General features: G+C 73.8%; 21 protein-coding genes. 8 read left to right on the top strand and 13 right to left on the bottom strand.

The features are described from left to right. The first annotated feature begins 104 nt into the window (after window positions 1-104). On the top strand, window positions 105-1619 hold the full coding sequence (gene glpK, locus ACK8HX_RS15145; protein ID WP_411941556.1) for a glycerol kinase GlpK: 1515 nt from the start codon (window positions 105-107) through the stop codon (window positions 1617-1619). A gap of 20 nt (window positions 1620-1639) precedes the next feature. Here glpK and ACK8HX_RS15140 read toward each other — a convergent pair whose 3' ends face one another. Genes ACK8HX_RS15140 through ACK8HX_RS15125 form a run of 4 tightly spaced genes read right to left on the bottom strand, consistent with a single transcriptional unit; the run spans window position 1640 to window position 5086 of the window. Next, window positions 1640-2596: a serine hydrolase gene (locus tag ACK8HX_RS15140; RefSeq protein ID WP_411941555.1), complete on the bottom strand. Its 957-nt coding sequence runs from the start codon at window positions 2594-2596 to the stop codon at window positions 1640-1642. Then, window positions 2593-3612: a serine hydrolase gene (locus ACK8HX_RS15135; RefSeq protein ID WP_411941554.1), complete on the bottom strand. Its 1020-nt coding sequence runs from the start codon at window positions 3610-3612 to the stop codon at window positions 2593-2595. The genes ACK8HX_RS15140 and ACK8HX_RS15135 overlap by 4 nt, the downstream gene beginning before the upstream one ends. Then, complete coding sequence (locus ACK8HX_RS15130) at window positions 3609-4634, bottom strand: DUF2332 domain-containing protein (protein ID WP_411941553.1); 1026 nt, start codon at window positions 4632-4634, stop codon at window positions 3609-3611. Before ACK8HX_RS15130 ends, ACK8HX_RS15135 begins: the two co-directional genes overlap by 4 nt. Further along, complete coding sequence (locus ACK8HX_RS15125) at window positions 4631-5086, bottom strand: hypothetical protein (protein WP_411941552.1); 456 nt, start codon at window positions 5084-5086, stop codon at window positions 4631-4633. The genes ACK8HX_RS15130 and ACK8HX_RS15125 overlap by 4 nt, the downstream gene beginning before the upstream one ends. A gap of 131 nt (window positions 5087-5217) precedes the next feature. On the opposite strand from ACK8HX_RS15125, the gene ACK8HX_RS15120 reads away from it, so the two are divergent. Then, entirely contained in the window at window positions 5218-6723 is a 1506-nt protein-coding gene (locus ACK8HX_RS15120; protein ID WP_411941551.1) for an aminopeptidase P family protein, read from the top strand. Window positions 6724-6746: 23 nt separating this feature from the next. Here ACK8HX_RS15120 and ACK8HX_RS15115 read toward each other — a convergent pair whose 3' ends face one another. Next, on the bottom strand, window positions 6747-7496 hold the full coding sequence (locus tag ACK8HX_RS15115; RefSeq protein WP_411941550.1) for a PIG-L deacetylase family protein: 750 nt from the start codon (window positions 7494-7496) through the stop codon (window positions 6747-6749). Between the two features lie 76 nt (window positions 7497-7572). Then, on the bottom strand, window positions 7573-8232 hold the full coding sequence (locus ACK8HX_RS15110) for a Crp/Fnr family transcriptional regulator (RefSeq protein WP_411941549.1): 660 nt from the start codon (window positions 8230-8232) through the stop codon (window positions 7573-7575). 127 nt (window positions 8233-8359) lie between these two features. Between ACK8HX_RS15110 and ACK8HX_RS15105 the strand changes: the two genes are divergently transcribed. Beyond that, window positions 8360-8539 carry a hypothetical protein gene (locus ACK8HX_RS15105; RefSeq protein ID WP_411941548.1) on the top strand — a complete coding sequence of 60 codons (180 nt, stop codon included), beginning with the start codon at window positions 8360-8362 and terminating at the stop codon, window positions 8537-8539. A 15-nt stretch (window positions 8540-8554) separates the two neighbouring features. On the opposite strand, the gene ACK8HX_RS15100 is transcribed toward ACK8HX_RS15105, so the two are convergent. The 5 genes from ACK8HX_RS15100 to ACK8HX_RS15080 all read right to left on the bottom strand — a co-directional run bounded on the left by ACK8HX_RS15100 (window position 8555) and on the right by ACK8HX_RS15080 (window position 15011). After that, window positions 8555-10123, bottom strand: a complete 1569-nt coding sequence (locus ACK8HX_RS15100; protein ID WP_411941547.1) for a peptide ligase PGM1-related protein — start codon at window positions 10121-10123, stop codon at window positions 8555-8557. Beyond that, window positions 10120-11262 carry an adenylate/guanylate cyclase domain-containing protein gene (locus ACK8HX_RS15095; protein WP_411941546.1) on the bottom strand — a complete coding sequence of 381 codons (1143 nt, stop codon included), beginning with the start codon at window positions 11260-11262 and terminating at the stop codon, window positions 10120-10122. Before ACK8HX_RS15095 ends, ACK8HX_RS15100 begins: the two co-directional genes overlap by 4 nt. Then, window positions 11259-11642, bottom strand: coding sequence for a response regulator (locus ACK8HX_RS15090; RefSeq protein ID WP_411941545.1), 384 nt, complete (start codon window positions 11640-11642; stop codon window positions 11259-11261). The genes ACK8HX_RS15095 and ACK8HX_RS15090 overlap by 4 nt, the downstream gene beginning before the upstream one ends. Then, complete coding sequence (locus ACK8HX_RS15085) at window positions 11639-14296, bottom strand: response regulator (protein WP_411941544.1); 2658 nt, start codon at window positions 14294-14296, stop codon at window positions 11639-11641. Before ACK8HX_RS15085 ends, ACK8HX_RS15090 begins: the two co-directional genes overlap by 4 nt. Before the next feature lie 133 nt (window positions 14297-14429). Beyond that, a complete protein-coding gene (locus ACK8HX_RS15080) occupies window positions 14430-15011 on the bottom strand; it encodes a YflT domain-containing protein (protein WP_411941543.1) in 582 nt (193 codons plus the stop codon). Window positions 15012-15113: 102 nt separating this feature from the next. Between ACK8HX_RS15080 and ACK8HX_RS15075 the strand changes: the two genes are divergently transcribed. Together ACK8HX_RS15075 and ACK8HX_RS15070 are read left to right on the top strand one after the other, a co-directional pair. Further along, on the top strand, window positions 15114-16826 hold the full coding sequence (locus ACK8HX_RS15075) for a D-alanyl-D-alanine carboxypeptidase family protein (RefSeq protein ID WP_411941542.1): 1713 nt from the start codon (window positions 15114-15116) through the stop codon (window positions 16824-16826). 83 nt (window positions 16827-16909) lie between these two features. Then, entirely contained in the window at window positions 16910-18541 is a 1632-nt protein-coding gene (locus ACK8HX_RS15070) for a D-alanyl-D-alanine carboxypeptidase family protein (RefSeq protein WP_411941541.1), read from the top strand. On the opposite strand, the gene ACK8HX_RS15065 is transcribed toward ACK8HX_RS15070, so the two are convergent. Beyond that, window positions 18535-19734, bottom strand: coding sequence for an acyl-CoA dehydrogenase family protein (locus tag ACK8HX_RS15065; protein ID WP_411941540.1), 1200 nt, complete (start codon window positions 19732-19734; stop codon window positions 18535-18537). The genes ACK8HX_RS15070 and ACK8HX_RS15065 overlap by 7 nt on opposite strands. A 133-nt stretch (window positions 19735-19867) precedes the next feature. On the opposite strand from ACK8HX_RS15065, the gene ACK8HX_RS15060 reads away from it, so the two are divergent. Then, a complete protein-coding gene (locus ACK8HX_RS15060) occupies window positions 19868-21268 on the top strand; it encodes a cytochrome P450 (protein ID WP_411941539.1) in 1401 nt (466 codons plus the stop codon). A 164-nt stretch (window positions 21269-21432) separates the two neighbouring features. Then, window positions 21433-22287: a serine protein kinase RIO gene (locus ACK8HX_RS15055; protein WP_411941538.1), complete on the top strand. Its 855-nt coding sequence runs from the start codon at window positions 21433-21435 to the stop codon at window positions 22285-22287. A gap of 80 nt (window positions 22288-22367) precedes the next feature. Here ACK8HX_RS15055 and ACK8HX_RS15050 read toward each other — a convergent pair whose 3' ends face one another. Next, a complete protein-coding gene (locus ACK8HX_RS15050; RefSeq protein WP_411941537.1) occupies window positions 22368-23996 on the bottom strand; it encodes a M28 family peptidase in 1629 nt (542 codons plus the stop codon). A 147-nt stretch (window positions 23997-24143) separates the two neighbouring features. Here ACK8HX_RS15050 and ACK8HX_RS15045 point away from each other — a divergent pair, with 147 nt between their 5' ends. Then, window positions 24144-25181, top strand: a complete 1038-nt coding sequence (locus tag ACK8HX_RS15045) for a Gfo/Idh/MocA family protein (protein ID WP_411941536.1) — start codon at window positions 24144-24146, stop codon at window positions 25179-25181. Window positions 25182-25187: the final 6 nt, after the last annotated feature.

Below are 25187 nucleotides of genomic sequence, written 5' to 3'. Positions count from 1 at the left end.
GGTCCGACCGGAGGTTCGGTGACGGCGCTGTCCGCACATCACGGCCTGAGACGACCGTCCCGAGCGGGCACGACCGTCGTGGGTCGGACGAATACGCTGCGGGCATGGGTGACTTCATCGGCGCGGTCGACCAGGGCACGACGAGCACGCGGTTCATCGTGTTCGACCACGACGGGGCTCCCGTGGCGAGCCACCAGCTCGAGCACGAGCAGGTCCTCCCCCGCGCCGGGTGGGTCGAGCACAACCCGCTGGAGATCTGGGACCGGACCCAGACCGTCATCGGCAGCGCCCTCACGAGGGCGGGCCTCACCGGTGCCGACCTGCACGCCATCGGCATCACCAACCAGCGCGAGACGGCCATCGTCTGGGACCGGCGCACCGGACGCCCGCTCCACAACGCCATCGTCTGGCAGGACACCCGCACCGACTCGATCGCCAAGGCCCTCGACGCCGACGGCCGCGGCGACGTCATCCGCCACAAGGCCGGCCTGCCGCCGGCGACGTACTTCAGCGCCGGCAAGGTGCAGTGGGTCCTCGAGAACGTCGAGGGGGCCCGCGAGGCCGCCGAGCGCGGCGACGCCCTCTTCGGCACCCCCGACACCTGGGTCGTCTGGAACCTCACCGGCGGCCCCGACGGCGGCCTCCACGTCACCGACGTCACGAACGCCAGCCGCACGATGCTCATGGACCTCACGACGCTCGACTGGGACGACGAGCTGCTCGGCTTCTTCGGCATCCCGCGCGAGATGCTGCCCACGATCCACCCGAGCAGCCACCCCGAGGCCTTCGGCACGACGACCGGAGGGCGCGGGCGCACCCCGGTGCCCATCGCCGGGGTCCTCGGCGACCAGCAGGCCGCGACCGTCGGCCAGGTGTGCTTCGCCAAGGGCGAGGCGAAGAACACCTACGGCACCGGCAACTTCCTCCTGCTCAACACCGGCGAGGAGCTCGTCCGCAGCGAGAACGGCCTGCTCACCACCGTCGCCTACCAGCTCGGCGACGCGAAGCCGGTCTACGCGCTGGAGGGCTCGATCGCCGTGACGGGCAGCGCGGTCCAGTGGCTGCGCGACCAGCTCGGCATCATCAGCGGGGCGTCGGAGGTCGAGACGCTCGCCGCCCAGGTCGAGGACACCGGCGGGGTCTACTTCGTCCCGGCGTTCAGCGGGCTCTTCGCGCCGTACTGGCGCAGCGACGCGCGCGGCGCCATCGTCGGGCTCTCCCGGTTCAACACCAACGCCCACCTCGCCCGCGCCACCCTCGAGGCGATCTGCTACCAGAGCAAGGACGTCGTCGACGCGATGGCCGCCGACTCCGGTGTCGAGCTGACGACGCTCAAGGTCGACGGCGGCATCACGGCGAACCGGCTGTGCATGCAGCTGCAGGCCGACATCCTCGGCGTCCCCGTGTCCAAGCCGACCGTCCCGGAGACCACCGCCCTCGGCGCGGCCTACGCCGCCGGCCTCGCGACCGGCTTCTGGCAGGACACCGACGAGCTGCGCGCCAAGTGGTCGGAGGACGAGCGCTGGGAGCCGCGCTGGACCGACGAGCAGCGCCGCGACGGCTACGCGGGGTGGCGCAAGGCGGTCGAACGCACCCTCGACTGGGTGGACGTCGAGTAGCCGCCCCCGGCCGGGCGACCTCAGTTCAGCGGGTACGCGAGCTCGTCGAACACGATGCGGGACAACCGGTTCACGGTCGTCTGCCCGTACGAGTAGCCGCCCTTGGTCGTCGACAGGAACGACATCTGGTAGCTGCGGCCGCGGCCGTTGACGTGGCCGAGCCCGTTGAGCCGGTAGCCGTCGGTGCGCGGGCCCCACCCGTTCTTCAGCTCGACGTGGACGTCGGACGGCAGCCCGTCACCGAGCCCCCACGTCTGGGTCGAGGTCACCGACGCCATGAGCCCGCGCGCGTAGGCCCGCCGCGAGTGCGTCAGGTAGCTCGTGCGCAGCAGCGAGTCCTCGAGGACGAGGAGGTCGCGGGTCGTCGAGGTCGAGTGTCCCCACCACGTGGCCGAGCGGAAACCGGTGCCGCCCAACACCGTCGTGCTCGTCATCCCGAGGGCGTTCGCGACGCGCTGGCAGTACGGGGCGCCGACGGCCACCATCAGCGCGTCGGTGGCGTCGTTGTCGGAGTAGCGGATCATCCGGGAGCACTGCGCCTTCTGTGTGGCCGTCAGCTCGCGCCCGCGGTCCTGGGCGACCTTGAGCGTGGCCACGAGGATCAGCACCTTGATGGCGCTGTGCGTCTGGGCGGTCCGGGGGCGCCAGGCGTAGGACCGCCCGTTGCGGTTGTCGCGCACCGACAGCCCGGCGACCCCGACGCGGGTGGCCATGTACCGGTCGAGGGCGGCGGTCAGCTCGGCCCGGGTGTCGTGGGCCCGGACGAGGACGCCGCGCGGGCCGGCCGACGACACGGGGTCACCGCGGTCGAGGGACGGCGACCAGATGCGGCGGGCTCCGGGGTCGACGAGGGCGGACGCCGGCGCCGCGGACCACAGGCCCAGCGCTCCGAGGCCGAGGCCCACCGTCCCCCCGAGGACCAGTGCGCGCCGTCCGGCCGTCGCGGACGCCTCACCCGCGCGGGCTTCCTCCCTCATGCCAGCTCCTCCCCGAGCGCGTCGTGGCACAGACGCGCGACCGACGAGATCGTCTCACGGCCGTACCGGAACCCGCGCGGGCTCGTCGAGAGCACGCCGAGGACGTACTCGCGCCCCTCCCCCACGACCCAGCCCGTCGTGTTGAGGTGGTACCCGTCGGGCATCGGGCCCCAGCCGTTCTTGCCGGCGACGTACACGTCGTCGCCCTCGGGCGCGAAGACGCCCCACCGCTGCTCGTCGACGACGTCGGCCATCATGAACCGGGCCGTCGCGCGGCGAGCGCCGTCGAGGACGGCGTCGCTGGACAGCACGGCCGACACCATGGTGTCGAGGTCGCCCGGCACGGTGCGCCAGTGCCCCCACCAGCCGGTGTCGATCTCGGTCTCCTTCATCCCGACCAGGCCGGCGACGCGCTCGACCTCCGGGCGGCCGACCTGGGCGAGGAGGGTCTCGGTGGCCGCGTTGTCGCTGCGCGTGATCATCCGCTCGGCGAGCCCGCGCTGGCGCTCGCTGAGCTGCTTGCCGTCCTCCTGGCCCAGCCGCAGCACCGTCGTGAGGATGAGGACCTTGATCGTGCTGTAGCACAGCCCGGGCTCGGCCCGGAAGCGGAAGACCTGGTTGCGGTCGAGGTCCACGAGCTGGAGCCCGAGGGTCCCGCGCCGCTCGTCGAGGTAGTCCTCGAGGCGGGCGGTGAGCCGGGGCGCCTCCACGACGGCCGCGGCGGTGGGCGTCGACGGCGACGGGGACGGCGACGCCGCCGGCGAGGCAGTGGGCGTCGCGGAACCGGTGGCCGAGGACCCTGTCGCCCTGGGCGACGGCGCCGCCGACGTCGCGGCATCCCCGCCCACGAGCTCCGAGACGCCGTAGCCGAGGGCGCCGAGGCCGAGGACGGCGCCACCGCCGACGACGAGGCGGCGGCGGGCGATGACGGCCGGCGAGGGCCGCTGGACCAGCCGGGCCTCGGCGCGGCTGCGCGGCGGGCGTGGGGGTCGCGGTGGGCGGGCGGGCTCGGTCATCGGGGCCAGCGTAGGGGCGGGCCGTGGTGGTCGCCCTCCGCGACCACGCGGCCGTCCACCTCGACGAGCGGCATCCCGACCGGAGCGCCGGACCCCTCGGGGAGCGGGTGCTCGTACGCGACGTGCGCGAGCGGCATCCGGCTCCGGGCCGCGTCGATCGCCGCCTCCGTCGCGGCCGTCTCCTCCGCGGGCCAGTAGAGGCGGGTCACCGAGTGCCAGACCACCGTCAGGACGTCGTCGGCCGTCGGTGCCGCGAGCTGCTCGGACACCCAGGACGCGGCCCCGGCGGCGTCGACGGCCGGGCGGAGCCGGCCGGCGACGTCCAGCGCGGCCGCCAGCCTGCGGTGCCGGTCGAGGTGCCACGGCCACACGAAGGAGGTGAGGTACGCGGCGCCCTCGGCGGTCGTGGCGTCGACGGGGGCGAGGTCGCAGCCGCGCCGCCCCACGACCTCGAACCGCTCGGGACGGAAGCCCGGGAGGCCGCAGCCCTCGACGACGAACGGGCTGTCCTGCGGGCCTGCGGCCCAGTCGTCGCCGACGAAGCGGTACCCGTCGACGAGGAGGCCGAGCCCGGCCGACGCCCCCGGCTCGAGGAGCCGGACCCGCCGCAGCCCGCTCGATCGAACCGCCTCGGCGAGGCCGACGAGCAGCCCCGCGGTCCGTGCCGGCTCGTTGGTCTGGGGCGCCTCGGAGAGCGCCTCGTGCAGCTCGACCACGTGGGCGGCGAGGACGGGGCGCACCGCCGCCCAGGCGTCCTCGGCGTCCAGGTCGCCGCCCAGGCAGGGGTAGTAGCCCTCGAGGTGGGGGGCGTCGCCGCGCAGCACGATGCGGAACAGCCCGGCGAGGAGTCGGAGCTGGGGGAACTGGCGGGCCGGGGCGTCCTCCCACCCCTCGAAGAGCTCGCGAGCGAGGCCGCCGGCGTCCCAGTCGTCGGCCAGCTCCGCGAGGAGGACGCCGTAGAGGTGGTCGCGGTGGCCGAAGTGGGCACGCAGGCGATCGGCCAGCGTCCCCTCGTCGGTCACGGCAGGATCGGGAGGGAGCCGATCGTCCCGGCGAGCAGGCCCGGGTCCTCGGTCGTCTCGTCCGTGGAGGTGGTCGCCGACGCGGTGCTCGAGTCGGCACCACCGCCGCCGTTGCCCGGCTTCTTCGTCGAGTTGGGGTTCGGGGAGTTCTTCGCCGTCTCGGTGGGGGTCGGCGTGGGCTCCGCCTCGGTCGTCGGCGCGCTCGTGCGCGTCGAGCTCCGCGAGGCCGTGCCGTCCGTGGACCGCGCCCGGGTTGTCGCCGTCTCCTCCGGGGAGGGGGTCGTCGACGGCGTGGAGCTGGGGGTGGAGGTCGGCGTGGTCGACGTCAGGTCGATCGGCTCGGCCGCCCGTGCGGTCGGAGGACGGTCCAGCCCGTGGGTGCCCAGCTCGGGGGAGAAGCCCACGACGAGACCGGTCGCGGTCAGGAGTCCTGCGGCCGTCCCGGTGACCATGATCGGTCCCCGACGACGCGGTGCACTGTGCCTGCCCATCCGTCCAGTCTGACCAGATCGGCGACGCGATCGCAAACCGAGCGGGTCAGGGCGTGGTCGGTCTCACACCCCTCCCGTGGCAGCATGGCGGGGTGAGTGAAGAGCAGAAGCAGGCCGACAACCGCGCCCGGGCGACCACCGACGAGTTCCGCGCGTTCGTGCGCGAGGACTGGGCCCCGCGACGCCCGACCGCCACCGAGCAGGCCCCTTCCGCTCCCTGGGCGGCTGCCCGCCGGGAGGTCCTGAGCGCCGCCTACCCCAGGCAGCGCCTCGTCATCCCGGCCGGTGGGCTCAAGGTCCGCAGCAACGACACCGACTACGTCTTCCGCCCGCACACGGCGTTCGCGTGGCTCACCGGCCTCGGCGCCGACCGCGAGCCCGACGCCGTGCTCGTCCTCGAGCCGATCGTGGGCGACGACGGCGAGGACACCGGCCACGAGGCCGTCCTGTACTTCCGCCCCCTCGCCGACCGCGACACCGACGAGTTCTTCGCCGACGCCCGCTACGGCGAGTTCTGGGTGGGCGCGCGCCCCACCATCGAGGACCTCGAGGTCGAGCTGGGGATCACCGGGCGGCACATCGACGAGCTCGACGCCGCCGTCGCCAAGGACGCCGGCGAGGTCACCGTGCGCGTCGTCCGCGACGCCGACAAGGAGCTCACGGCCCGCCTCGACACCACCCGGGTCGAGAACGGCGCCGCCGAGGAGACACTCGTCGAGTCCGACGACGCCCTCGCCCACACCATCTCCCACCTGCGGATGGTCAAGGACGCGTACGAGGTCGAGCAGCTGCGGGCCGCCGTCGACGCGACCGAGGTCGGCTTCGAGGCGATGGTCGCCGCGCTGCCCGAGGCCGTGGCCAGGGGCCGCGGGGAGCGGTGGCTCGAGGGGACGTTCGGCCTGTACGCCCGGCACGGCGGCAACGGGGTCGGCTACGACTCGATCTGCGCCGCCGGCGACCACGCCAACACCCTGCACTGGGTCCGGAACACCGGCGAGGTCCGCGAGGGAGAGCTCGTCCTCATCGACGCCGGGGTCGAGGTCGACAGCCTGTACACCGCCGACATCACGCGCACCCTGCCCGTCGACGGCACCTTCACCGACGCCCAGCGCGAGGTCTACGAGGCCGTGTACGCCGCGCAGGAGGCCGGCATCGCCGCGGTGAAGCCCGGGAACAGGTTCTCCGACGTGCACGCCGCCGCCATCCGCGTCATCGCCGAGCACCTGCACGGGTGGGGCCTGCTGCCCGAGGGCATCGACGTCGAGGCCACGCTCGACAAGGAGCACGGCCAGTACCACCGCCGCTGGATGGTCCACGGCACCTCCCACCACCTCGGCCTCGACGTCCACGACTGCTCCCTCGCCACCCGCGAGGAGTACATGGACGCCGAGCTGGCACCGGGCATGGTCCTCACCGTCGAGCCCGGGCTCTACTTCAAGGCCGACGACCTCAAGGCGCCCGAGCGGTTCCGCGGCATCGGCATCCGCATCGAGGACGACGTCGTCGTCACCGAGGACGGGTGCGAGAACCTCTCGGCCTCGATGCCGCGCAGCGCCGACGACGTCGAGGCGTGGGTGGCCCGGCTGCAGGGTCGCTGACCTGCGCGAACGCCTGAGGAGCGTCAGCCGCGGCGGATGACGTCGAAGAGGGCGGCGTGCTCGACCCCGACCCGCTCCCCGCCTCCCCCGAGGATCATCTGGAGCAGCGCGCGAGGCTTCGGGAAGTCCTCCGGCAGCACCGAGTTGTACGCCTCGTGCGCCTCGAGCGAGTGCACGGCGGCCTCGAAGTGCTCACCCGACACGTCGACGAAGTGCGTCGGCGTCGGTGACCCGGCGACGGCGACCGCCGTGACGCCACCCCACGGCTGGAGCCCCTCGGCGTCGAGGTCGCGGTGCAGCCAGCGGTTGCCCGCGTCGGCGACGGCGTCGAGGGTGGCCAGGCCGACGGCCCGGTGGTCGGCCTGGTTGACCATCCCGCCGGCGAACCGCAGGTCCCACGTCTGCGCGACGACGAGGTCGGGGCGGGTCCGGCGGATCGCGCGGGTGATGTCGCGGCGCAGCGCCACCCCGTACTCGATCGCCCCGTCCGGGTGGTCCCCGAACGCGACGTCCTCCACCCCCACGCGCCGGGCGCTCTCCCGCTCCTCGGCCTCGCGCGCCGGCCCGGCCCCCGCGGGGTCCATCGTGTCGATGCCGGCCTCACCACGGGTGAGGAGGAAGTAGCGCACCGTGGCGCCCTCGCCGACCCAGCGGTGCACGGCGGCGGCCGTCCCGTACTCGATGTCGTCGGGGTGCGCCACGACGCACAGGACGGAGGAGAAGGTCGTCTCGAGCGGCTCGAGGGCCGCGGCCGTGGCCGAGGGGCTGTCCATCCGCCGACGATAGCGCCGCGCCGGTCCGACGGGTCGGGAGCACGGGTGCCACCCGTCGGCGTGCGGGCGCCTGCGGTCAGGAGGCCGCGCGGCGCACCAGGCCCGCCGGGTCGAGGAGCGTGACCGCACCCCGGCCGAGCCGGACCAGACCATCCTCCTCGAGCCGGCGCAGGACCTGGTTCGTCACCGGCCGCGACGACCCCGCGAGCTCGCCGATCTCGCTCTGCGTCAGGCGGACGACCACCTCCCCCGACGAGCCAGCCCCGTACGTCGCGCCGAGCTCGGCGAGGCGCCGCACGACACGTTGTCCGGCCGGGACGTGGAGGGCGTCGAGCAGGTGGTCGGACAGGCGGCGCACCCGGTGGGCGAGGAGGTCGAGGAGCAGCCGGTCGAGGTCGGGGTGCCGGCGGCGCAGGCGGTCGACGTCGCCGAACCCGACCGCCATCGTCACGGCCGGCTCGAGGGCGACGACCGCCGTCGTGCGCCGGGCGCGCGGCGAGAGCAGCGCCATCTCCCCCACGAGCTCGCCGGGGCCGACGACGGCCAGGATCACCGTGTCCCCGGAGGGCGTGGTGCGGCGCGAGGCGACGCGGCCCTCGACGACCCAGTGCACGGTGTCGGCGAGGTCTCCCTCGTGGAAGACCACCTCACCGCGCTCGAACCGGCGCCGCACGGCGGCCGCGAGCAGGGCACGCCGGGCCGGGTCCGGGACCCCGCCGAGCAGGTCGATCTCCACCTCGACAGTGGAGCACCCGGAGCGGCGCCGTGTCATCCCCGAGACACTCGCAGCGTCCGCGCGGGCACAGACCCGGGCGCGTGCCGGCGGCACCGTGGCAGGGACCCGACGACCCGAGGAGCCCACGATGCGGACCCGCCACCCCCACGACACCGCCCACCACCACCCGTCGGTCCGGCGCCAGCACGGGCGCTGGGTCTGGGAGTGCCGCTGCGGCGGCGCGTCCTGCCGCACGGCCCGGACCGCCCGCTCGTGGCGCGAGGTCGTCATCGAGGCCCTGCTGCACGCGGGGTCGATGGCCCCGTGAGGCGCGAGGCGGCGTTCAGGAGGGGAGCGTCGCGTCGCGCAGGGCGGCCTCGGAGCTCTCGAGGAGGACCCTCTCGGCCTCCTCGTAGAGCTCCTGGGCCGCCTCCGGGGTGGCGGCGATCGCCGTCATCCCGACCCGGCCGTGGGTGGTCAGGGCAGTCATCATGTGGAAGACGACGCCCGTCTGGCGGGAGGGGTCGAAGTGCAGGCCCGACCGCGCGACCAGGTCGAAGAGGTCGAGCAGCCGCAGTCCCTTGAGCCTGGGGTCCTCGAGGTGGTCGGTCGCGACGAGGTGCCGCTCGTCGCCGGACGGGGTGACGAAGGCCGCGGACGCGGGGTCGTACCGACCGTCGGTGAGGAACTGCAGGGTGAGGAAGGGATGGGTCGTGCCGCCCCTGCGGACGTTGACCTCGATGGCGTGCGCCTCCCACTCCTCGCCGCGGCGGACGGTGACGAAGTCGACCGCGAAGCGCCCCAGCACCCCCTCGGCGGCCAGCACCGCGGCGATCCGCTCCGCGTCGGCCGTGATGAGGGCGGCGTACGCCGGGTCGGCCGGGAACCGGCAGCCGAGGTAGGACTGGCCGCTGGGTCCGCCGAGCAGCTGGTCGTGGGTCGAGAGGACCTCGACCTCCCCGAGCGGCGTGACCCGCAGCTGCACGCTCGGGCTGCGGAGCTCGTCCCCGGTGACCCGCTCCTCGACGATCCCCGCCTTCTGGGCGAGCTTGGCGAGGAAGGTGTCGACGTCGATCCGCTCGTCCTCGAGCGCCATGACCGCCACCCGTGCGGCGACCGCCTCGGCGATCCCCGGGGACCCGGGGGCCGGCAGCCCCTCGAGGTCGACGACGGCGTTGCCGCGCCCGGAGACCCCCTCGTTGAGCTTGACCATCGCGGCGCGCGCGCCACCGGCGTGGAGCGCGACGAGCGCGTCGACGACCTCCTCACGGCTGCGCAGGTCCTCACGGCCGGAGGGATGGCGCACGCCCGCCCGCCCGAAGACGCGGCGGCAGCCCGTCTTCGTGCCGAGCTCGAACAGCCGGGGGTCGGCGCCGTACATCGGGATGCCCAGGACGATGGCGAGGTCCCGCTCGGCGGCCGTCGTGGTGTACGGGATCAGGTGCGAGAGAGCCGGATCCGGCACCAGGGCGCGGATCTCCTCGAGGACGCGGGGCCGGGCGAGGAGCTTGTGCGTCAGCGAGTCCGGGCCGTCGTCACCGACCGACACGAGGTGCAGCCGGGCCCTCGCGTGGCTCGGGATGACGCCGGGCAGGAGGGAGAGGTAGTACTCGACGACCATGGGGTCGATCGGCTGCGAGGTCACGTAGACCATCCGCAGGCGCGGCTGGCGCAGCAGCAGGAGGAGGAACAGGAAGCGCTCCTCGAGCGCCTGGCTCATCGTGCCGCCCGTGCCCTCGACGACGCGGTCGACCGTCATCGAGGGGACGACGACCACCGACTCGCGGGGGTCGTCGCGCCGCATCCCGCGCCAGACCTCCGGCATGAGGACCTGGAGGCGGTCGAACTCGGCGTTGCGGGCGTCCTCGTCGAGGTCGCCGAGCCGTCGCGGGGCTGTCGTGGGTCCGGTCATCCTGCGGCCTCCGGTCGGACGAGGTCGACGTCGAGGACCTCGTGGACCTCGACGCGGCGGCTGATGCCCTTGAGGTCGACGGCCCCGAGGGAGCGGGTGAGCGCCGGCCCCGTGACGCCGTCGAGCACCCGCTGCGTGACGAGCACCTGGCCCGGGGCCGCGACCGCGCACAGCCGCGCGGCGACGTTGGTGACGGTGCCGATCGCGGCGTAGTCGTAGCGCCCGGGGAAGCCGACCCGGCCCAGGGTCGCGTAGCCCTGGGCGATGCCCACCCCGAACCCGAGGTCGTGCCCGTGGCGCCGCCACCCCTCGGCGAGCGCCTCGACCGCGGTGCGCATCTCCACGGCCATCCGCACGGCGCGGTCGGGCGCGTCGTCGCACGGCACCGGGTCGTTGAAGAAGACGAGCATGCCGTCGCCGGCGAAGTGCTCGAGCGTGCCCTCGTACCGGAACACGAGCTCGCCGAGCGCCGCGTGGTAGGCCCCGAGGACGTCCATGATCTCCTCGGGCTCGGCCCGCTCGGCGAACGAGGTGAAGCCCCGCAGGTCCGTGAACACCGAGGTGATCTCGCGCCGGTGGCTGCGCAGGAAGGAGTCGTCGCCGCCGTCGACGACGACCTGCGCGACCTGCGGCGAGAGGAAGCGGCGCAGGCGGCCCAGCCGCTCGAGCTCGGCCACCTGCTCGCCCACCCGGGCCTCGAGCCGCTCGTTCCACTCGGCGAGGTCGCGCGCCTGCGCCTCGACCGTGTCGTGGTAGCGCTTGAGCCGCACGAGGGAGCGCACCCGCGCGAGGAGCTCGGGGTGGTCGACGGGCTTGGTCAGGAAGTCGTCGGCCCCGGCCTCGAGGGCCCGCACCTTCTCGGCCGCCCCGCTCGCGGTCACCATGACGACCGGCACGAAGCGCGTGCGCTCGTCCTCGCGGATCCGCCGGCAGGTCTCGAACCCGTCGAGGCCCGGCATCATGACGTCGAGGAGGACGACGTCGGGCAGGGGCTCGCGCGCGAGGGCCTCCAGCGCCGCCTCACCGGAGGCCACGCAGCGCACGTCGTAGCCGCGCGGCGACAGCATCGCGTCGAGGAGCCGCTGGTTCTGGGCCAGGTCGTCGACGACGAGGACGAGGCCCGCGTCCTGCGCGGTCACGGGTCGGCCTGTCCGCGCACGTGCGACCGGACCTGTCCGGGGAAGGCCCGCACGTCGATCGGCTTCTCGATGTAGCCGTCGAAGCCGGCCGCGAGGGCCCGCTCGCGGTCCGCCACCATCGCCAGGGCGCTCACGGCGACGACGGGGACGCCCGCGGTCCGCGGGTCGCTCCGCAGGCGCGCGAGGGCGGTGTGCCCGTCGATCCCGGGGAGCTGGAGGTCCATGAGGACGACGTCGGGGCTGGCGTCGTGCACGACGTCGAGGGCGTCCTCCGCCGTGGTGACGGCGACGACGAGGAACCCCGCGTACTCGAGGACGTCCCGCGCCAGCTTGAGGTTGCGCGCGTTGTCCTCGACGAGCAGCACCCTGCCCTCGCTCATCCCGAGCCCCCCGCCCCGCGGCGGCCCGCCACCGCCACCTGCGCGAGCCGACCCGCCAGCCAGTCGAGCTCGAGCTGCCCCTTCGAGGCGACGAACTCGATCCGCCCCTGCAACCGCTCGCGGTCCCGCGCCGTGAGGGCCTTCGAGGTGAGGACGACCACCGGCGTCGCGGCATGCTCCGGGTCGGCCCGCAGCATGTCGACGACGGTGAACCCGTCGACCCCGGGCATGAGGAGGTCGACGAGGACGACGGACGGCACGGCCTCGCGGACCACCTCGAGCGCCTCGGCCCCGGACTGCGTGGTCGTGACCGTCCAGCCGTGCGGTTCGAGGGTCGCGCGGATCAGCTCGAGCGCGGCGGGATCGTCGTCGACGACGACGATGCTGCGGTGGTCGTCCCGGTGGTCCGGACCGTCCGACACCGCGCGCCACACGGCACCCAGCAGCTCCTCCCGGCGCACCGGCTTGACGAGGTAGTCGGCCGCGCCGAGGGCGAACCCGCGTCCGCGCTCGGGCAGGACGGAGACGACGACGACCGGGGTGGCCGCGAGGGCGGGGTCAGCCTTGATCTCGGCGAGCACGTCCCAGCCGTCCATCCCCGGCAGGTGGATGTCGAGGACGACCGCGGTGGGTCGCAGGGCCCGCACGGCCTCCAGGCCCTCCTCGCCGCTGGGGACGGCGACCGGTCGCAGCCCCGCGGCGCCCAGGTGCAGCTGGACGAGCTCGGACGAGCTCGGGTCGTCCTCGATCACGACGACCGTCGGGCGCGGGTCGTCGAGGACCTCCTCGAGCCGCGTCGGCAGCGGCTCGTCGTCCTCCGGCTGGTCCGGGAAGACGACCTCGAACGTGCTGCCCACGCCCACCTCGCTGCGCAGCCGCACCTCGCCGCCGTGCAGCTCGACGATCCTGCGCGTCAGCGTCAGGCCCAGCCCGGTGCCCTCGACCTGCGACGTCGAGCGCGACCCCTGCTGGAAGGAGTCGAAGATCCGCTCGCGGTCGTCCTCGGCGACCCCGACACCGGTGTCCGTGACACCGATGACGACGGCGGTGCCGTCCCGTCGCACGGTCACCGTGACCGAGCCCCCCGCCGGGGTGAACTTCACGGCGTTGCCGACGAGGTTGAGGAGCACCTGCTTCAGCCGCAGCTCGTCGGCGCGCATGACACGCGGTGCGGCGGAGAGGTCCCCGACCAGACGGATCCCCTCGCGCTCGGCCCGCTCGCGCAGGAGGGCGAGGACGCCGTGGACGGCGTCCGCCGGGGCGAAGGTGCGCACCTCCAGCTCCATGCGCCCGGCCTCGACCTTCGACAGGTCGAGCACGTCGTTGAGCAGGTCGAGGAGGTGCTTGCCGGCGTCACGGATGTCGTGGACGTACTCGGCCTGCTTGTCGTTGAGCTCGCCGAACATCTGCTCCAGCAGCACCTCGGAGAACCCGATGACGGCGTTGAGCGGGGTCCGCAGCTCGTGCGACATGCTCGCCAGGAACTCCGACTTGTGCCGGCTCGACTCCTCGAGCTCACGCCGCTGCTGGTCGAGCTGCTGGTAGAGGCGCAGGTTGGTCAGGGCCACGGCCGACTGCGACGCGAAGGCGAGGAGCATCGAGCAGGTCTCGTCGGAGAACGTCCCGGTCGTGAGCCGCCGCACGACGAGGATGCCCACGATCCGGTCGGACCGGGCGAGCGGGATCGCGACGAGCGAGCGCCACCCCGCCGCGTGGAGGATCTCCAGGTGCGGGTCCCGCCCGACCTCGGTGAGGTCGGGGAGCTGGAGGGGTGTACCGGCGAGGGCAGCGCGTCCCACGAACGTCTCGTCGACGTGGATCCTCACCTGCTGGAGCCGCTCGAGCACGGCCGGCTGGGTCCCCCACGCGGCCCGGACGCGGAACAGCCGGGTCTCCTCGTCGTAGTCCATGAGCGAGCCGCCGTCCGCTCCCGCGAGGGAGACCGCGTTCTCGACGATGGTCGTCAGCACCTCGTCGTGGTCGAGGTTGATCTCGCTGATGGCGTCGCCGATCTCGGCGAGCGCCTGCATCTCCTCGACCTTGCGCGCCAGCCCGGCCCGCTGGACCTCGAGGGCGGAGAAGAGCTGCACGGTGCGGACGGCGAGAGCGGCCTGGGCAGCGAAGGTGGTCAGGAGGGCCGCCACGTCGTCGTCGAAGGGCCGGACCTCCGTGCGCCACACGGACAGCACGCCGACGACCTCGTCGTCGACGACCATGGGCGCGCCGATGATCGAGCGGTATCGACCGATCCTCTGGAACTCCGGGAGGTGATAGTCCGGGTCGGCGAGGACGTCCGCGATCTGCTGCGTCCGGCGGTCCAGGCCCACCCGCCCGATGAGTGTCGCGCGGTTCCCCGGCACCGGATGGTCACGGGCGAACGCCACGAACTCGGGGTGGTGCCCGGTGTGGCTGACGAGGCGATAGGAACCACCTTCGGCGAGGTTGATCTGGGCGACGTCGGCGTCGCAGAGCCGGCGCGCGTTGTCGACGACCGCCTGGAAGACCTGCTCCTCCGACGACGACGCCCGCGCGAGCACGGACAGGACCTCGTTCGAGGCCGCGAGCTGCTCCTGCGCCTCCGACAGGCGCGCGGCGAGCCACTCCGGGTCGTCGGAGGTGGCGGCCCGGCCAGGAGGATCGGCAGCTGAGGACACGGCAACTCCCCTCTGGGCCGGCGCCCCGTGGGGGCCACCCAGAAGTCTGCCGCGACCCGTCGTGGCCTGTCACTGGCCCGGAAGGACCACCTCGGTGGCCCGGACCGCCGCCCGCAGGGTCCCGCCCAGCGGGCTACGGCTGCTGTGGCGGGGTGACGGTCCCGGAGTCGGTGCCGCGGGTGCGCTCGGCCTCCTGGGCCCGGCGGACCTGCTCCTGGGCGGCTCGCATGGGGTCCATCTGGGTGAGCAGCTCGCGGCCGCGCTGGACGTGCTTGTGCTCGACGAGCACCTCGTACTTGTTCGCGACGACGTGGCTCACCGAGGTGAAGTCACGCTGGCCGCGCGCGAGCGCGTACCCGACCCACGCCCACACCATCCCGAAGACGGCGCCGAAGGCGACGGTCCCGACGATGCTGAGGACGTTGAAGCCGCTGGGGTCGAAGAGGGCGAAGATCGTCCCGATGAACAGGCCGAGCCACATGCCCGACAGCGCGCCGGCGCCGAGGACCCGACCGCGCGTGAGCCGGCCGGTGACCCGCTCGAGCTGCTTCAGGTCGGTCCCGACGATGAGGACGTCCTGGACCGGGAACTCGTGGTCGGAGAGGTAGTCGACGGCCTTCTGGGCGTCCTCGTAGCTGTCGTAGACGGAGAGGGACATCGGGTACTCGAGCGACAGGGCCGCGCGAAGGCCCGGGCGCATCGGCTGGTTGCTCATGGGGCCATTGTCGCAGGCGGGACCGGACGCCGGCCGGGTGGCTGCCGACCGCCCTCCGGGCCGTGGGGTGCGTCCGCCCGGCCGATCGGGGATGCTGGCTCGATGCCTCGCGCCGCCGTCCTCGTCGCCGCCGGTGTCGCGGCCGCGGCGCTGGCCGGCGGCGGGGTCGCGCTCGTCGCGGGGAGCGAGGAGGACGAGCGCCGGGCGGCGCCGCGGACGACCTCGCCCACCGCCGTTCCGACGTCCCCGAGCCCGTCGCCCACCCCCAGCCCGACGCCCACGACGGCGCCGGGGCCCCGGGCAGGAGACACGCCGACCGTGCGCCGCGTCCGGGCCGGCGACCGCTTCGCCCTCTCGGCGACGGCCGCGCGGACGGCCGTCCCGAGGCAGGGCACCGCGACGGTCGTGTACCTCGTGGCCGACGACGAGCTCGCGCTCGGCTGGGCCGCCGTCCCCGGGGCGGCAGCACGCGGCGGGGCCGTCCTCCTCACCCCCGGAGACCGCCTCCCGTCCGGCACGGCGAAGGAGCTCGCGCGCCTCGGGCCCGACGAGGTGGTCGTCGTCGGCGACGAGGATGCCGTGTCCTCCCGCGTCGAGGACGCCGCCCGGCGCGTCGCCCCCGTCACCCGGGTCGACGAGGACGACCCGGTCGTCGCGGCGCGCGCCGTGACGCGGGCGGCGTTCACCACGTCGGCGGCCGCCTGGGTCGTCTCGGCGGAGCGCACGACCGACCTCGCGGCCGCGGCGGCGACGGCAGCCGCCCGGCGGGCGCCGCTCGTCGTCGTCGGCGAGGGCGCCCGCAGCCTGCCCGCGGCCGACGCCGACCTGCTCCGCGCGCTCGGGGTCGCGCAGGCCACGGTCGTCGGGGGCACCGGAACGGTCGCGGAGGGGGTCGCGACCGGCCTCACCGCGGCCCTCGGCGCCGGTGGGGTCCGCCGGGTGGAGGGCGCCGACCGCTTCGTCCTGGCGGCGCGGGTGCACGAGCGCGCGTGGGACGGGGCGACCGCAGCGGCGGCCGTCGTCGTCAACCCCGCGCGGTCCACCGACGCCTTCACGGGATCGGTCCTCGCCGGCCACGCGGCGGCCCCGCTCTACTGGTCGTTCCCCCACTGCCTCCCCGGGGCGAGCCGCGACGGCGTCCTCGCACCGACCGTCGCCGACGTCACCGTCGTCGGCGGCGAACGATCGGTGCGCAGCCTCGTGGACGGCCTCGTCCCCTGCCGCAGCACCGAGGACCCGACGAGCGCGTGGGTGCTCGTCAACAAGCGGAACGGTCTGTCCCCCAAGGGTTTCGTGCCCGACGACCTCGAGGTCGTGCCGATGGACCACAACGGCGGCCACCGGTTGGCGGAGGACGCCGCCGAAGCCCTCGCCGCGATGGCCGCGGGCTCGCGCGTGGCCGGGGCCGGGACCCTCGGCATCGACACGGCCTTCCGCTCCCGAGAGACCCAGGACGCGCTCTACGACAAGTACCTCGCACGCAGGGGACGGACGTGGACCGACCGGTGGTACCTGCGGCCGGGGTACAGCGAGCACCAGACCGGGCTCGCCGTCGACCTGCTGCCCATCGGCCGCTCGAACTGCACGATCAACGACTGCATCGACGAGACCCCGCAGGGCGTCTGGCTCGCGAGGAACTCGTGGCGCTACGGCTTCATCCTGCGCTACGAGCGCGGGTACACCGGGACGACCGGGGTCGGGTTCGAGCCGTGGCACTTCCGCTACGTCGGCAAGGAGCTCGCCCGGGCCTACCACGACGGCGGCTGGCACACCCTCGAGGACTTCCTCGGCCGCCCCGCCGCCCCGACCTACTGACGACCCACCGCCGGGCGACCGAGGGCCGGGACACGCCGCGCTCGCCGGGCGGCCCTGCCGCGAAGTGCCTACGATGCCGGGGCATGAGCCCCCGCCGGCACGCACCCCTGACCGCCACCGCCGTCCTCACGGCGGCTGCCGCGGTGGCCGCCCTCGCGGCAGCCCCCGCGCCCGCGGCCACCACGGCCGGGGTCCCCACGGTCGCGGCCCCCGCGATCTCGCGGCTGGCCGGCGCCGACCGGTACGCCACCTCGGTCGCGGCGTCCAAGGCCGCCTTCCCCACGGGCTCCACCGCCCCCGTCGTCCACCTCGTGAGCGGCACCTCGATGGTCGACGGCTACTCGTCGATCCCGGGCGCCACCGCCCGCGGCGGGGCCATGCTCCTCACCCGGCCCGACGGCATCCCGTCGGTCGTCGCCGCCGAGCTCGACCGGCTCAACCCGTCGCGGATCATCGTCGTGGGCAACACCTCGACCCTCTCACCGGCCGTGGCGAGCGCTGCGGCCCGCTACGCCCCCACGGTGACGCGGGTCAGCGGGGACAGCCGCATGTCGACCTCGCGCGCGGTCAACCGCACCGCGTTCACCTCGGCGTCCCGGGCGTGGGTCGTCACCGGCACCAGCCACTCCGACGCCGTCGCCGGGGCGATCGCCGCTGCCGGCCACCGGGCCCCGCTGCTCGTCGTCCAGGGCACCAAGGCAGACCTCGACCCCGCCGACGCCACCTTGCTGCGCGACCTCGGGGTCGGCTCGGTGACGATCGTCGGCGGCACCGGGGCGGTCTCGGCCGGGATCGGCGCCGACCTCGCCGCCCTCCTCGGGTCGGGCAACGTGACGCGCGCGTCCGGTTCCGACCGCTACGACACCTCGGCCAAGGTCAACGCCCTCGCCTGGCCGTCGATGACGGCCGGCACGGCCTACCTCGCCGACGGCTACGGCCTCGTCGACGCGTTCGCCGGCGCCCCGCTCGCCGGCCACCAGCGGCGGCCGCTGTACTACACGGTCCCCTACTGCGTCCCGGCGGCCGTGCGCCCCGCGCTCACCGGCCCCGCGGTCACCCGCGTCACGCTCCTCGGCGGCGAGGCCGTCGTCCGGGTGCTCGCCGGGCGGCTCGAGGCGTGCCGCAGCATCGACAGCGCGTCGAGCCTGTGGGTCCTCGTCAACAAGCGCAACGCCATCTCCCCGAGGACGTACGCGCCGAGCGGCCTCGTCGTCCCGTCGATGCCCTACGCCAACGGCCACAGGCTGCGCAGCGACGCCGCGGCGGCCCTGTCCCGGATGGCCGCGGCGTCGAACTCCGAGGGCGCGGGCCGGTTCGGCATCGACACCGCCTACCGCTCGTACGAGACCCAGAAGGCGCTCTACGACAAGTACCTCGCCCTCAAGGGGCGCACCTGGACCGACACCTGGTACATGCGCCCGGGCTACAGCGAGCACCAGACCGGGCTCGCCGTCGACCTGCTGCCCATCGGCCGCTCGAACTGCACGATCAACGACTGCATCGACGAGACCCCGCAGGGCGTCTGGCTCGCGAGGAACTCGTGGCGGTTCGGCTACCTCCTGCGCTACGAGAAGGGCCGGACGTCGGTCACCGGGATGGGGTTCGAGCCGTGGCACTTCCGGTACGTCGGGCTCCCGCTCGCGAAGGCGTACCGCGACGCGGGGTGGCACACCTACGAGCAGTTCCTCGGTGAGCCGCCCGCCCCGACCTACTGACGGGCCTTGTAGTCCTCGAGGAGGCGACGGCCGATGATCATCTTCTGGATCTCGGCCGTCCCCTCGCCGATGAGGAGCATCGGCGCCTCGCGGTAGAGCCGCTCGATCTCGTACTCCTTGGAGTACCCGTAGCCGCCGTGGATGCGGAAGCTCTGCTCGACGACGTCGGCGCAGTTCTCGGCAGCGAGGTACTTCGCCATCCCGGCCTCGAGGTCGTTTCGGGCGCCGGCGTCCTTGAGCCGGGCCGCCTTGACCATCATCTGGTGGCTCGCCTCGAGCTTGGTCGCCATGTCGGCGAGGCGGAACAGGATGCCCTGGTGCTCGGCGATCTTCTTGCCGAAGGTCTCGCGCTGCTGGGCGTACGCGATGCCGAGCTCGAACGCCCGCCGCGACAGGCCGCACGCGCGGGCCGCCACGTTGACGCGGCCCACCTCGACCCCGTCCATCATCTGGTAGAAGCCCTTGCCGGGGACCCCGCCGAGGACCTGCGCCTCCGGCGCGCGGTGCCCCTCGAGGAGGAGCTCGGTCGTGTCAACGCCCTTGTAGCCCATCTTCTCGATCTTGCCCGGGACGGTGATGCCCTGCGCCGTCTCGCCGAAGCCGGGCTCCTTGTCGACGAGGAAGGTCGTCATGTTCCTGTACGGGCTGTCGCTCTCGCCGAGGTCGGTGCGCACGAGGACGGCGACGAGGTTGGCCGAGCCGCCGTTCGTCAGCCACATCTTCTGGCCGGTGATGACCCACTCCTCGCCCTCCCTGACCGCCTTGGTGCGGATGGCGGCGACGTCCGACCCCAGGCCCGGCTCGGACATCGAGAACGCACCGCGCACCTCGCCGGTCGCCATCCGGGGCAGGTAGCGCTGCTTCTGCTCGTCGGTGCCGTGCTGGAGGATCATGTAGGCGACGATGAAGTGGGTGTTGATGATGCCGCTCACCGACATCCACCCTCGGGCGATCTCCTCCACGACGAGCGCATAGGTGAGCAGTGACTCGCCGAGGCCGCCGTACTCCTCGGGGATCATCAGCCCGAAGATCCCCATCTCCTTCATGCCCTCGACGATGTCGGTCGGGTACTCGTCGCGGTGCTCGAGCTCGGTGGCCACCGGGAGGATCTGCTCGTCGACGAACTCGCGGACGAGCTTGACGAGCTCGACCTGCTCCTCGGTGAGGCCGTCCGTGGTCTGGAGTCGGGACACGCGCGATCGCCGCCTTCGGTGGGGTGCTTGGCTCGTCGCAGTATGCCGCCGGCCCGCGACGCGCAGAACGGGGCGGCGATGTGAGTCCCCACACCCCTCGACAGCGTCCGCTGCCTGCACCGATCATGGCCGGGTGACCTCCGTCACCCGCGGCCCACGACCCGCCGCCGGCACCCTCCCGCCGGTCGTCGGCGGACGGCTGCGCCCCGTCCTCGAGATGCGCCGCAACATGGTCGGCTACGCCGAGGGCATGTGGCGCGCCCACGGCGACGTCGTCCGCACCGTCCTCGGGCCGCCGCGGCTGGACCGGGAGATCTGGATGCTCCACCACCCGGAGGCGGCCGCCCGGGTGCTGTCCGGGAGCTCGTTCCAGGCCTTCGCCAAGCAGGACCCCGTCTACGAGGAGGTCGGCCGCTGGCTCGGCCACGGACTGCTCACGGCCGAGGGGGACGACTGGACGCGGCAGAAGCGCTTCGTCCAGCCGGTCTTCACGAAGGTCGCCGTCGACGGCTACGGGGCCCTCATGGTCGACGAGATCGAGCGGGTCGTCGCGGACCGGGGGGACGTGGGGGGCGTCGTCGACCTCGGCCGCTGGATGCAGGAGCTGGCGTTGCGCGTCGTCGTGCGCGCGCTGTTCGGGGAGTCGGCCGACACGGTGATCCCGCACGTCCGGTCCTCGTTCCCCGTCGTGTCCGACACCGTCGTCCGGCGCGGCGTCGGCGTGGTCCGGCTGCCGACGTCGGTGCCCACGCCCCGGGTGCGCCGCGGCCGCGCGGCGCAGGCCGACCTGTTCGGCGTCTGCGACGCGATGGTCGCGGCGCGCCGCAGGACTGCGACCCACGGAGCCGGCGACGGCACCGACCTCCTGAGCCGCCTCCTCGCGGCCCGCGACGGCGACGAGCACCTCTCCGACACGGAGGTGCGCGACCAGGTGCTCGTCTTCCTCCTCGCCGGCCACGAGACGACGTCCACGGCCCTGACCTTCGCGCTGCACCTGCTCGGGCGGCACCCCGCCGTCCAGGACGCCGTGCGCGCCGAGATCCGCGACGTCATCGGGCACGACCGGCCCACGGCGTCCGCCACCGCGTCGCTGCCCCTCACGACCGCGGTGCTGCGGGAGACGATGCGCCTCTACCCGTCGGCGCCTTTCGTCAGCCGGCTGGTCGTGCGCGACGACGAGGTCCTCGGCCACCCGGTGCGCGCGGGGACGACCGTCGTCCTCGTCCCGTGGACCATCCACCGGCACCCGGACTTCTGGGACGACCCGCTGACCTTCGACCCGGGGCGCTTCTCGCCCGAGGCCGAGGCGGCCGCCCACCGCCACCGGTACGCGTGGATGCCGTTCGGCGGCGGACCGCGCGCCTGCATCGGCCAGCACTTCTCGATGGTCGAGGCGCTCCTCGCGCTGGCGCTGCTGCTGCGCGACCACCGGGTCACCGCCGTGGCCGGCACCGACCACCTCCCGGTCGACGCGCTCATCACGCTGTTCCCGACCGAGCCGGTCCTCGCCCGGGTCGAGCGCCTGACCGGCTAAATCCGGTGGCGCGCCCGCCCGCCCGTGGGCGACGCTGTCCCGAGCCGCACCGGCACCCGCCGCTGCCACCACCTGACCGGACCGATGAAGGAGGGCCGTGATGTCGACGACCGTCCCGGGCTGCCCGCAGCCCCCCACCCCCTTCACCGACCTGGAGCACACCCGTGGCACACCAGCCCTTCCACCTGCCGCAGAAGCAGACCCTCTTCTCCGTCGACACCTCCCCTGACGCCCCACCCGAGGGGGACCGCTGGTCCTCCTGGGACGGGGCGACCCACGGACCGAGGCCCCGGCCCGACTGGGTCATCACCGACCTCGGGGCCGTCGAGTCCGACCTCGGCGTGCTCAAGACCGGCAAGGAGGCCGACGTCCACGTCGTCCGACGCTGGGTCCCGGGCACCGATCGGATGACGGTCATGGCCGCCAAGCGCTACCGCAGCGGCGACCACCGCCTCTTCCACCGCGATGCCGGCTACCTCGAGGGACGCCGGGTCCGCAAGAGCCGCGAGATGCGGGCGATGACGCGGCGCACCGACTTCGGCAAGCTCGTCATCGCCGGCCAGTGGGCGTCCGCGGAGTTCGACGCCCTCGGTCGCCTCCACGAGCTCGGGCTGCCCGTCCCCTACCCGGTGCAGCTCGACGCGAGCGAGATGCTCATGGAGTTCGTCGGGACCACGGACGGCCCGACCCCCGTCGCGGCACCGCGGCTCGTGTCGACCCGGCCCGAGCCGGAGCTGCTCGCCGAGCTGTTCGAGCAGCTGCGGTCGGCGATGCTCACCCTCGCCCACCACGGGTGGACCCACGGTGACCTGTCGCCCTACAACGTGCTCGTCCACGAGGAGCGGCTCGTGCTCATCGACTGGCCGCAGGTCGTCGACGTCATCGGCAACCCGCAGGGGTTCGACTTCCTGGAGCGCGACGCGACGACGATGGTCACCTGGTTCAACCGCAGGGGCCTCGACGTCGACGCCGGCGAGCTGGTCGGTGACCTCGTCGCCGAGGCGACGACCCGGTTCTGAGCCGGCGGCGCAGGACCCGGACACGCCGCGGGGCGGGAGCGCCATCGGCACTCCCGCCCCGGACCGTCCGCCGGCCGACCTCAGTCGAGGTCGTGCGGCTCGTGGTCGTGGTCGTGGTCGGGCGAGAGCCCGCCACCACCGGGGTTGTTGACCGTCTTCTGCGGACCGGCGGGCGCGGGCAGCACCCAGCCGCCGGGCACCGGCTCGCCGACGACACCGTTGACCGACTCCGTGGAGTAGGCGTAGGTGAGGACGGCCGCGGCGATGACGTCGGAGTTGACCTCGAGGGCCTCGTTGCTGTTGTTGGCGTACGTGTCGCAGGCGAGGTGGTAGCACGGGTCGTACTGCTGACCCGCGGTGCCGCCCCAGATCGAGGCCTGCTGGGCCGTCTTGACGACCTCGGCCCCGGTGAACAGGCCGCCGGACGGGATGTCGTCGAGGATGAAGGCCTGGTAGTCGCTGCGACCGCTGAACTGGGCGTCGTCGTACGGCTGGCCCATCTTCGTGTAGAGGCTCTCGAAGAGCGACTCGATCTGCGTCGACCCGGCGGGGATCGGGATACCGGCGGGTGCCGGCCAGCTCGACTGGTTGCCGTCGTAGACCATGAAGACGTAGTTCGGCGAGCCGACCATGTCGAAGTTCAGGTAGAGCGCGATGCGCTCCTTCTCGGCGTCCGACAGCTCCGTGACGTACTCGCGCGACCCGATGAGGCCGCTCTCCTCGGCACCCCACCAGGCGAGGCGGATGGTGTTGACCGGCTCGAGCTTCTTGATCTGCTGGGCGATCTCGAGCAGCGCCGCCGAGCCGCTGCCGTTGTCGTTGATGCCGGGGCCGGCAGGGACGGAGTCGAGGTGGGCTCCGGCCATGACGACGTTGTCGTCGTTCTCGCCCGGCAGCTCGGCGAGGACGTTCTTCTGCGGCCGCGACTCCGGCTGCGGCACCTTGACGTACGCGGTCGAGCCGGGCTGGGACAGGGCGACGCCGTTCGCGAAGCTGCCACCGACCACGGGGATGTCGACGATGTCGTTGCCACCGAGGGTGCCGATGATGAGGCCCTCACGGTCGGGCGAGTTGCCCTGGTTGAAGATGACGACCGCGGAGGCGCCGGCGGCCTCGGCGTTGATCGCCTTGTCGGCGAACGGGCACGTGCCGCGCTGGATGAGCGCGATGTTGCCGGCGGGGAACCCGGCGAAGTCGGCCGCCTCGCAGCCGCTCGTGCTCGCCCGGGGCGGCACGAGGTTGATGTCGACCGCGGTCACCCCGGCCGTCACCTCGCCGTACCCGGTGCCGGTGAAGGGCCCCGTCGGGTAGTCACCGGTCACGGGCGAGAGCTGCCGGAGGGTGGACGGCCCGACGTAGGTGTAGGGGAACTCGTCGATGGAGACGTCCCAGCCGGCGGCCTCGAGGGTCTGGACGACGTACTCGACACTGGCCTCGTAGCCGGCGGTGCCCGCGGCGCGGTTGCCACCGTTCGCGTCGGCGATCGCCTGGAGGGCCTGCTGGTGCTCGCGCACGCCCGCGAGGGTCACGCAGTCGAGCAGGTTCTGGTAGGTGACGTTGGCGCGGGTGTCGCACACCTTGGCGCTGGGGGGCTTCGCCGCCGCGGGCGCCGCCATGGCGGCGCCGACGGACAGGGCGGACAGGGCGAGTCCGGCGACCGCGGTCAGCGCCGTCGCCCTCCCTCGCGGTGACTGTGCTGAGCGGTCCATCGAGTGTCCCTTCTGACGAGCCGGAGATCCTCCGGGCTGCCGGGGAGCCTAGGGGCTCGCTGTGCAGTCCACCAGACCCCGACGTGGCCATTTTCCGGTGAGCCGCGACCCACGCGGCCCCGGCCGCATCGGTCCTAGGCTCGACCCATGGCCCCCACCCTCAGCGCGCCCCAGGTCCCGGACCCGATGCAGGCTCCGCCCGTGCGGTGGGGCGTCCTCGGCCCCGGCGGCATCGCCTCGACCTTCGCCGGCGCCGTCCGGGCCGGGACCCGCTCGATGGTCGTCGCCGTCGGCTCGCGCTCGGCCGAGCGCGCCGCGGCCTTCGCCGGGCGCCACGGCGTCGAGCGGTCGTACGGGTCGTACGAGGACCTCGTCGCCGACGAGGGGGTCGAGGCGGTCTACGTCGCGAGCCCGCACAGCGAGCACCACGCCCACGCCCTCCTCGCCCTCGCGGCCGGCAAGCCGGTGCTCGTCGAGAAGGCGTTCACGCGCAACCTCGCCGAGGCCGAGGAGGTGCTGGCGGCGGCCGACGCCGAAGGGCTGCTCGCCGCCGAGGCGATGTGGAGCCGTTACCTCCCCTCCTACGACGTCGTCCGCCGCACGGTCGAGGACGGCACGCTCGGCGACGTCCTCCTCGTCGAGGCCGAGCACGCCCAGCTGCTCTGGCCCGACGGCCCCGAGCGGCTCTCCTCCCCCGACCTCGCCGGCGGCGCCCTCCTCGACCTCGGCGTCTACCCCGTGGCCTTCGCGGACCACGTGCTCGGGGGCCTGGACGCCGTGCGCGCCTCCGGGACGCTCAGCGACCTCGGGGTCGACGTCACGACGACCGTGACCGCCCGCGGACCCCGTGGCGGCATCGCCCACCTCTGGTGCTCGATGGGCGCGGCCACCGCGTGCCCGGCGACGGTCGTCGGCACGCGGGCGCGGCTCGAGCTGTCCGGCGGCGGCAGCTTCTACGGGTCCGGGGCGTCGGTGCACCTCGTGGCCCCGGACGGCACCGTCCTCGACGAGTGGGTGCCGACGGTCACGGAGCACGGGTTCCGCCACCAGGTGGCCGAGGTCGCTCGTGCCCTCGCGGAGGGTCGGCAGGAGACGTGGTCCGTGCCGTGGGACGCCACGCGGCGGGTCATGGCGACCATGGACGAGGTCCGCCGCCAGCTCGGGGTCACCTACCCCGGGGAGTGAGCCCGC

The sequence above is a fragment of the Oryzobacter faecalis genome (assembly GCF_046764005.1).
GTDB lineage: Bacteria > Actinomycetota > Actinomycetes > Actinomycetales > Dermatophilaceae > Oryzobacter > Oryzobacter faecalis.
Note: the sequence above shows the minus strand (reverse complement) of the source record. Positions and strands in the feature narration are given on the sequence as shown.

Coding starts and splice junctions, on each gene's coding strand:
- glpK (WP_411941556.1), top strand. CDS start 105: ATGGGTGACTTCATCGGCGCGGTCGACCAGGGCACGACGAGCACGCGG.
- ACK8HX_RS15140 (WP_411941555.1), bottom strand. CDS start 2,596: ATGAGGGAGGAAGCCCGCGCGGGTGAGGCGTCCGCGACGGCCGGACGG.
- ACK8HX_RS15135 (WP_411941554.1), bottom strand. CDS start 3,612: ATGACCGAGCCCGCCCGCCCACCGCGACCCCCACGCCCGCCGCGCAGC.
- ACK8HX_RS15125 (WP_411941552.1), bottom strand. CDS start 5,086: ATGGTCACCGGGACGGCCGCAGGACTCCTGACCGCGACCGGTCTCGTC.
- ACK8HX_RS15115 (WP_411941550.1), bottom strand. CDS start 7,496: ATGGACAGCCCCTCGGCCACGGCCGCGGCCCTCGAGCCGCTCGAGACG.
- ACK8HX_RS15105 (WP_411941548.1), top strand. CDS start 8,360: ATGCGGACCCGCCACCCCCACGACACCGCCCACCACCACCCGTCGGTC.
- ACK8HX_RS15100 (WP_411941547.1), bottom strand. CDS start 10,123: ATGACCGGACCCACGACAGCCCCGCGACGGCTCGGCGACCTCGACGAG.
- ACK8HX_RS15090 (WP_411941545.1), bottom strand. CDS start 11,642: ATGAGCGAGGGCAGGGTGCTGCTCGTCGAGGACAACGCGCGCAACCTC.
- ACK8HX_RS15080 (WP_411941543.1), bottom strand. CDS start 15,011: ATGAGCAACCAGCCGATGCGCCCGGGCCTTCGCGCGGCCCTGTCGCTC.
- ACK8HX_RS15075 (WP_411941542.1), top strand. CDS start 15,114: ATGCCTCGCGCCGCCGTCCTCGTCGCCGCCGGTGTCGCGGCCGCGGCG.
- ACK8HX_RS15070 (WP_411941541.1), top strand. CDS start 16,910: ATGAGCCCCCGCCGGCACGCACCCCTGACCGCCACCGCCGTCCTCACG.
- ACK8HX_RS15050 (WP_411941537.1), bottom strand. CDS start 23,996: ATGGACCGCTCAGCACAGTCACCGCGAGGGAGGGCGACGGCGCTGACC.
- ACK8HX_RS15045 (WP_411941536.1), top strand. CDS start 24,144: ATGGCCCCCACCCTCAGCGCGCCCCAGGTCCCGGACCCGATGCAGGCT.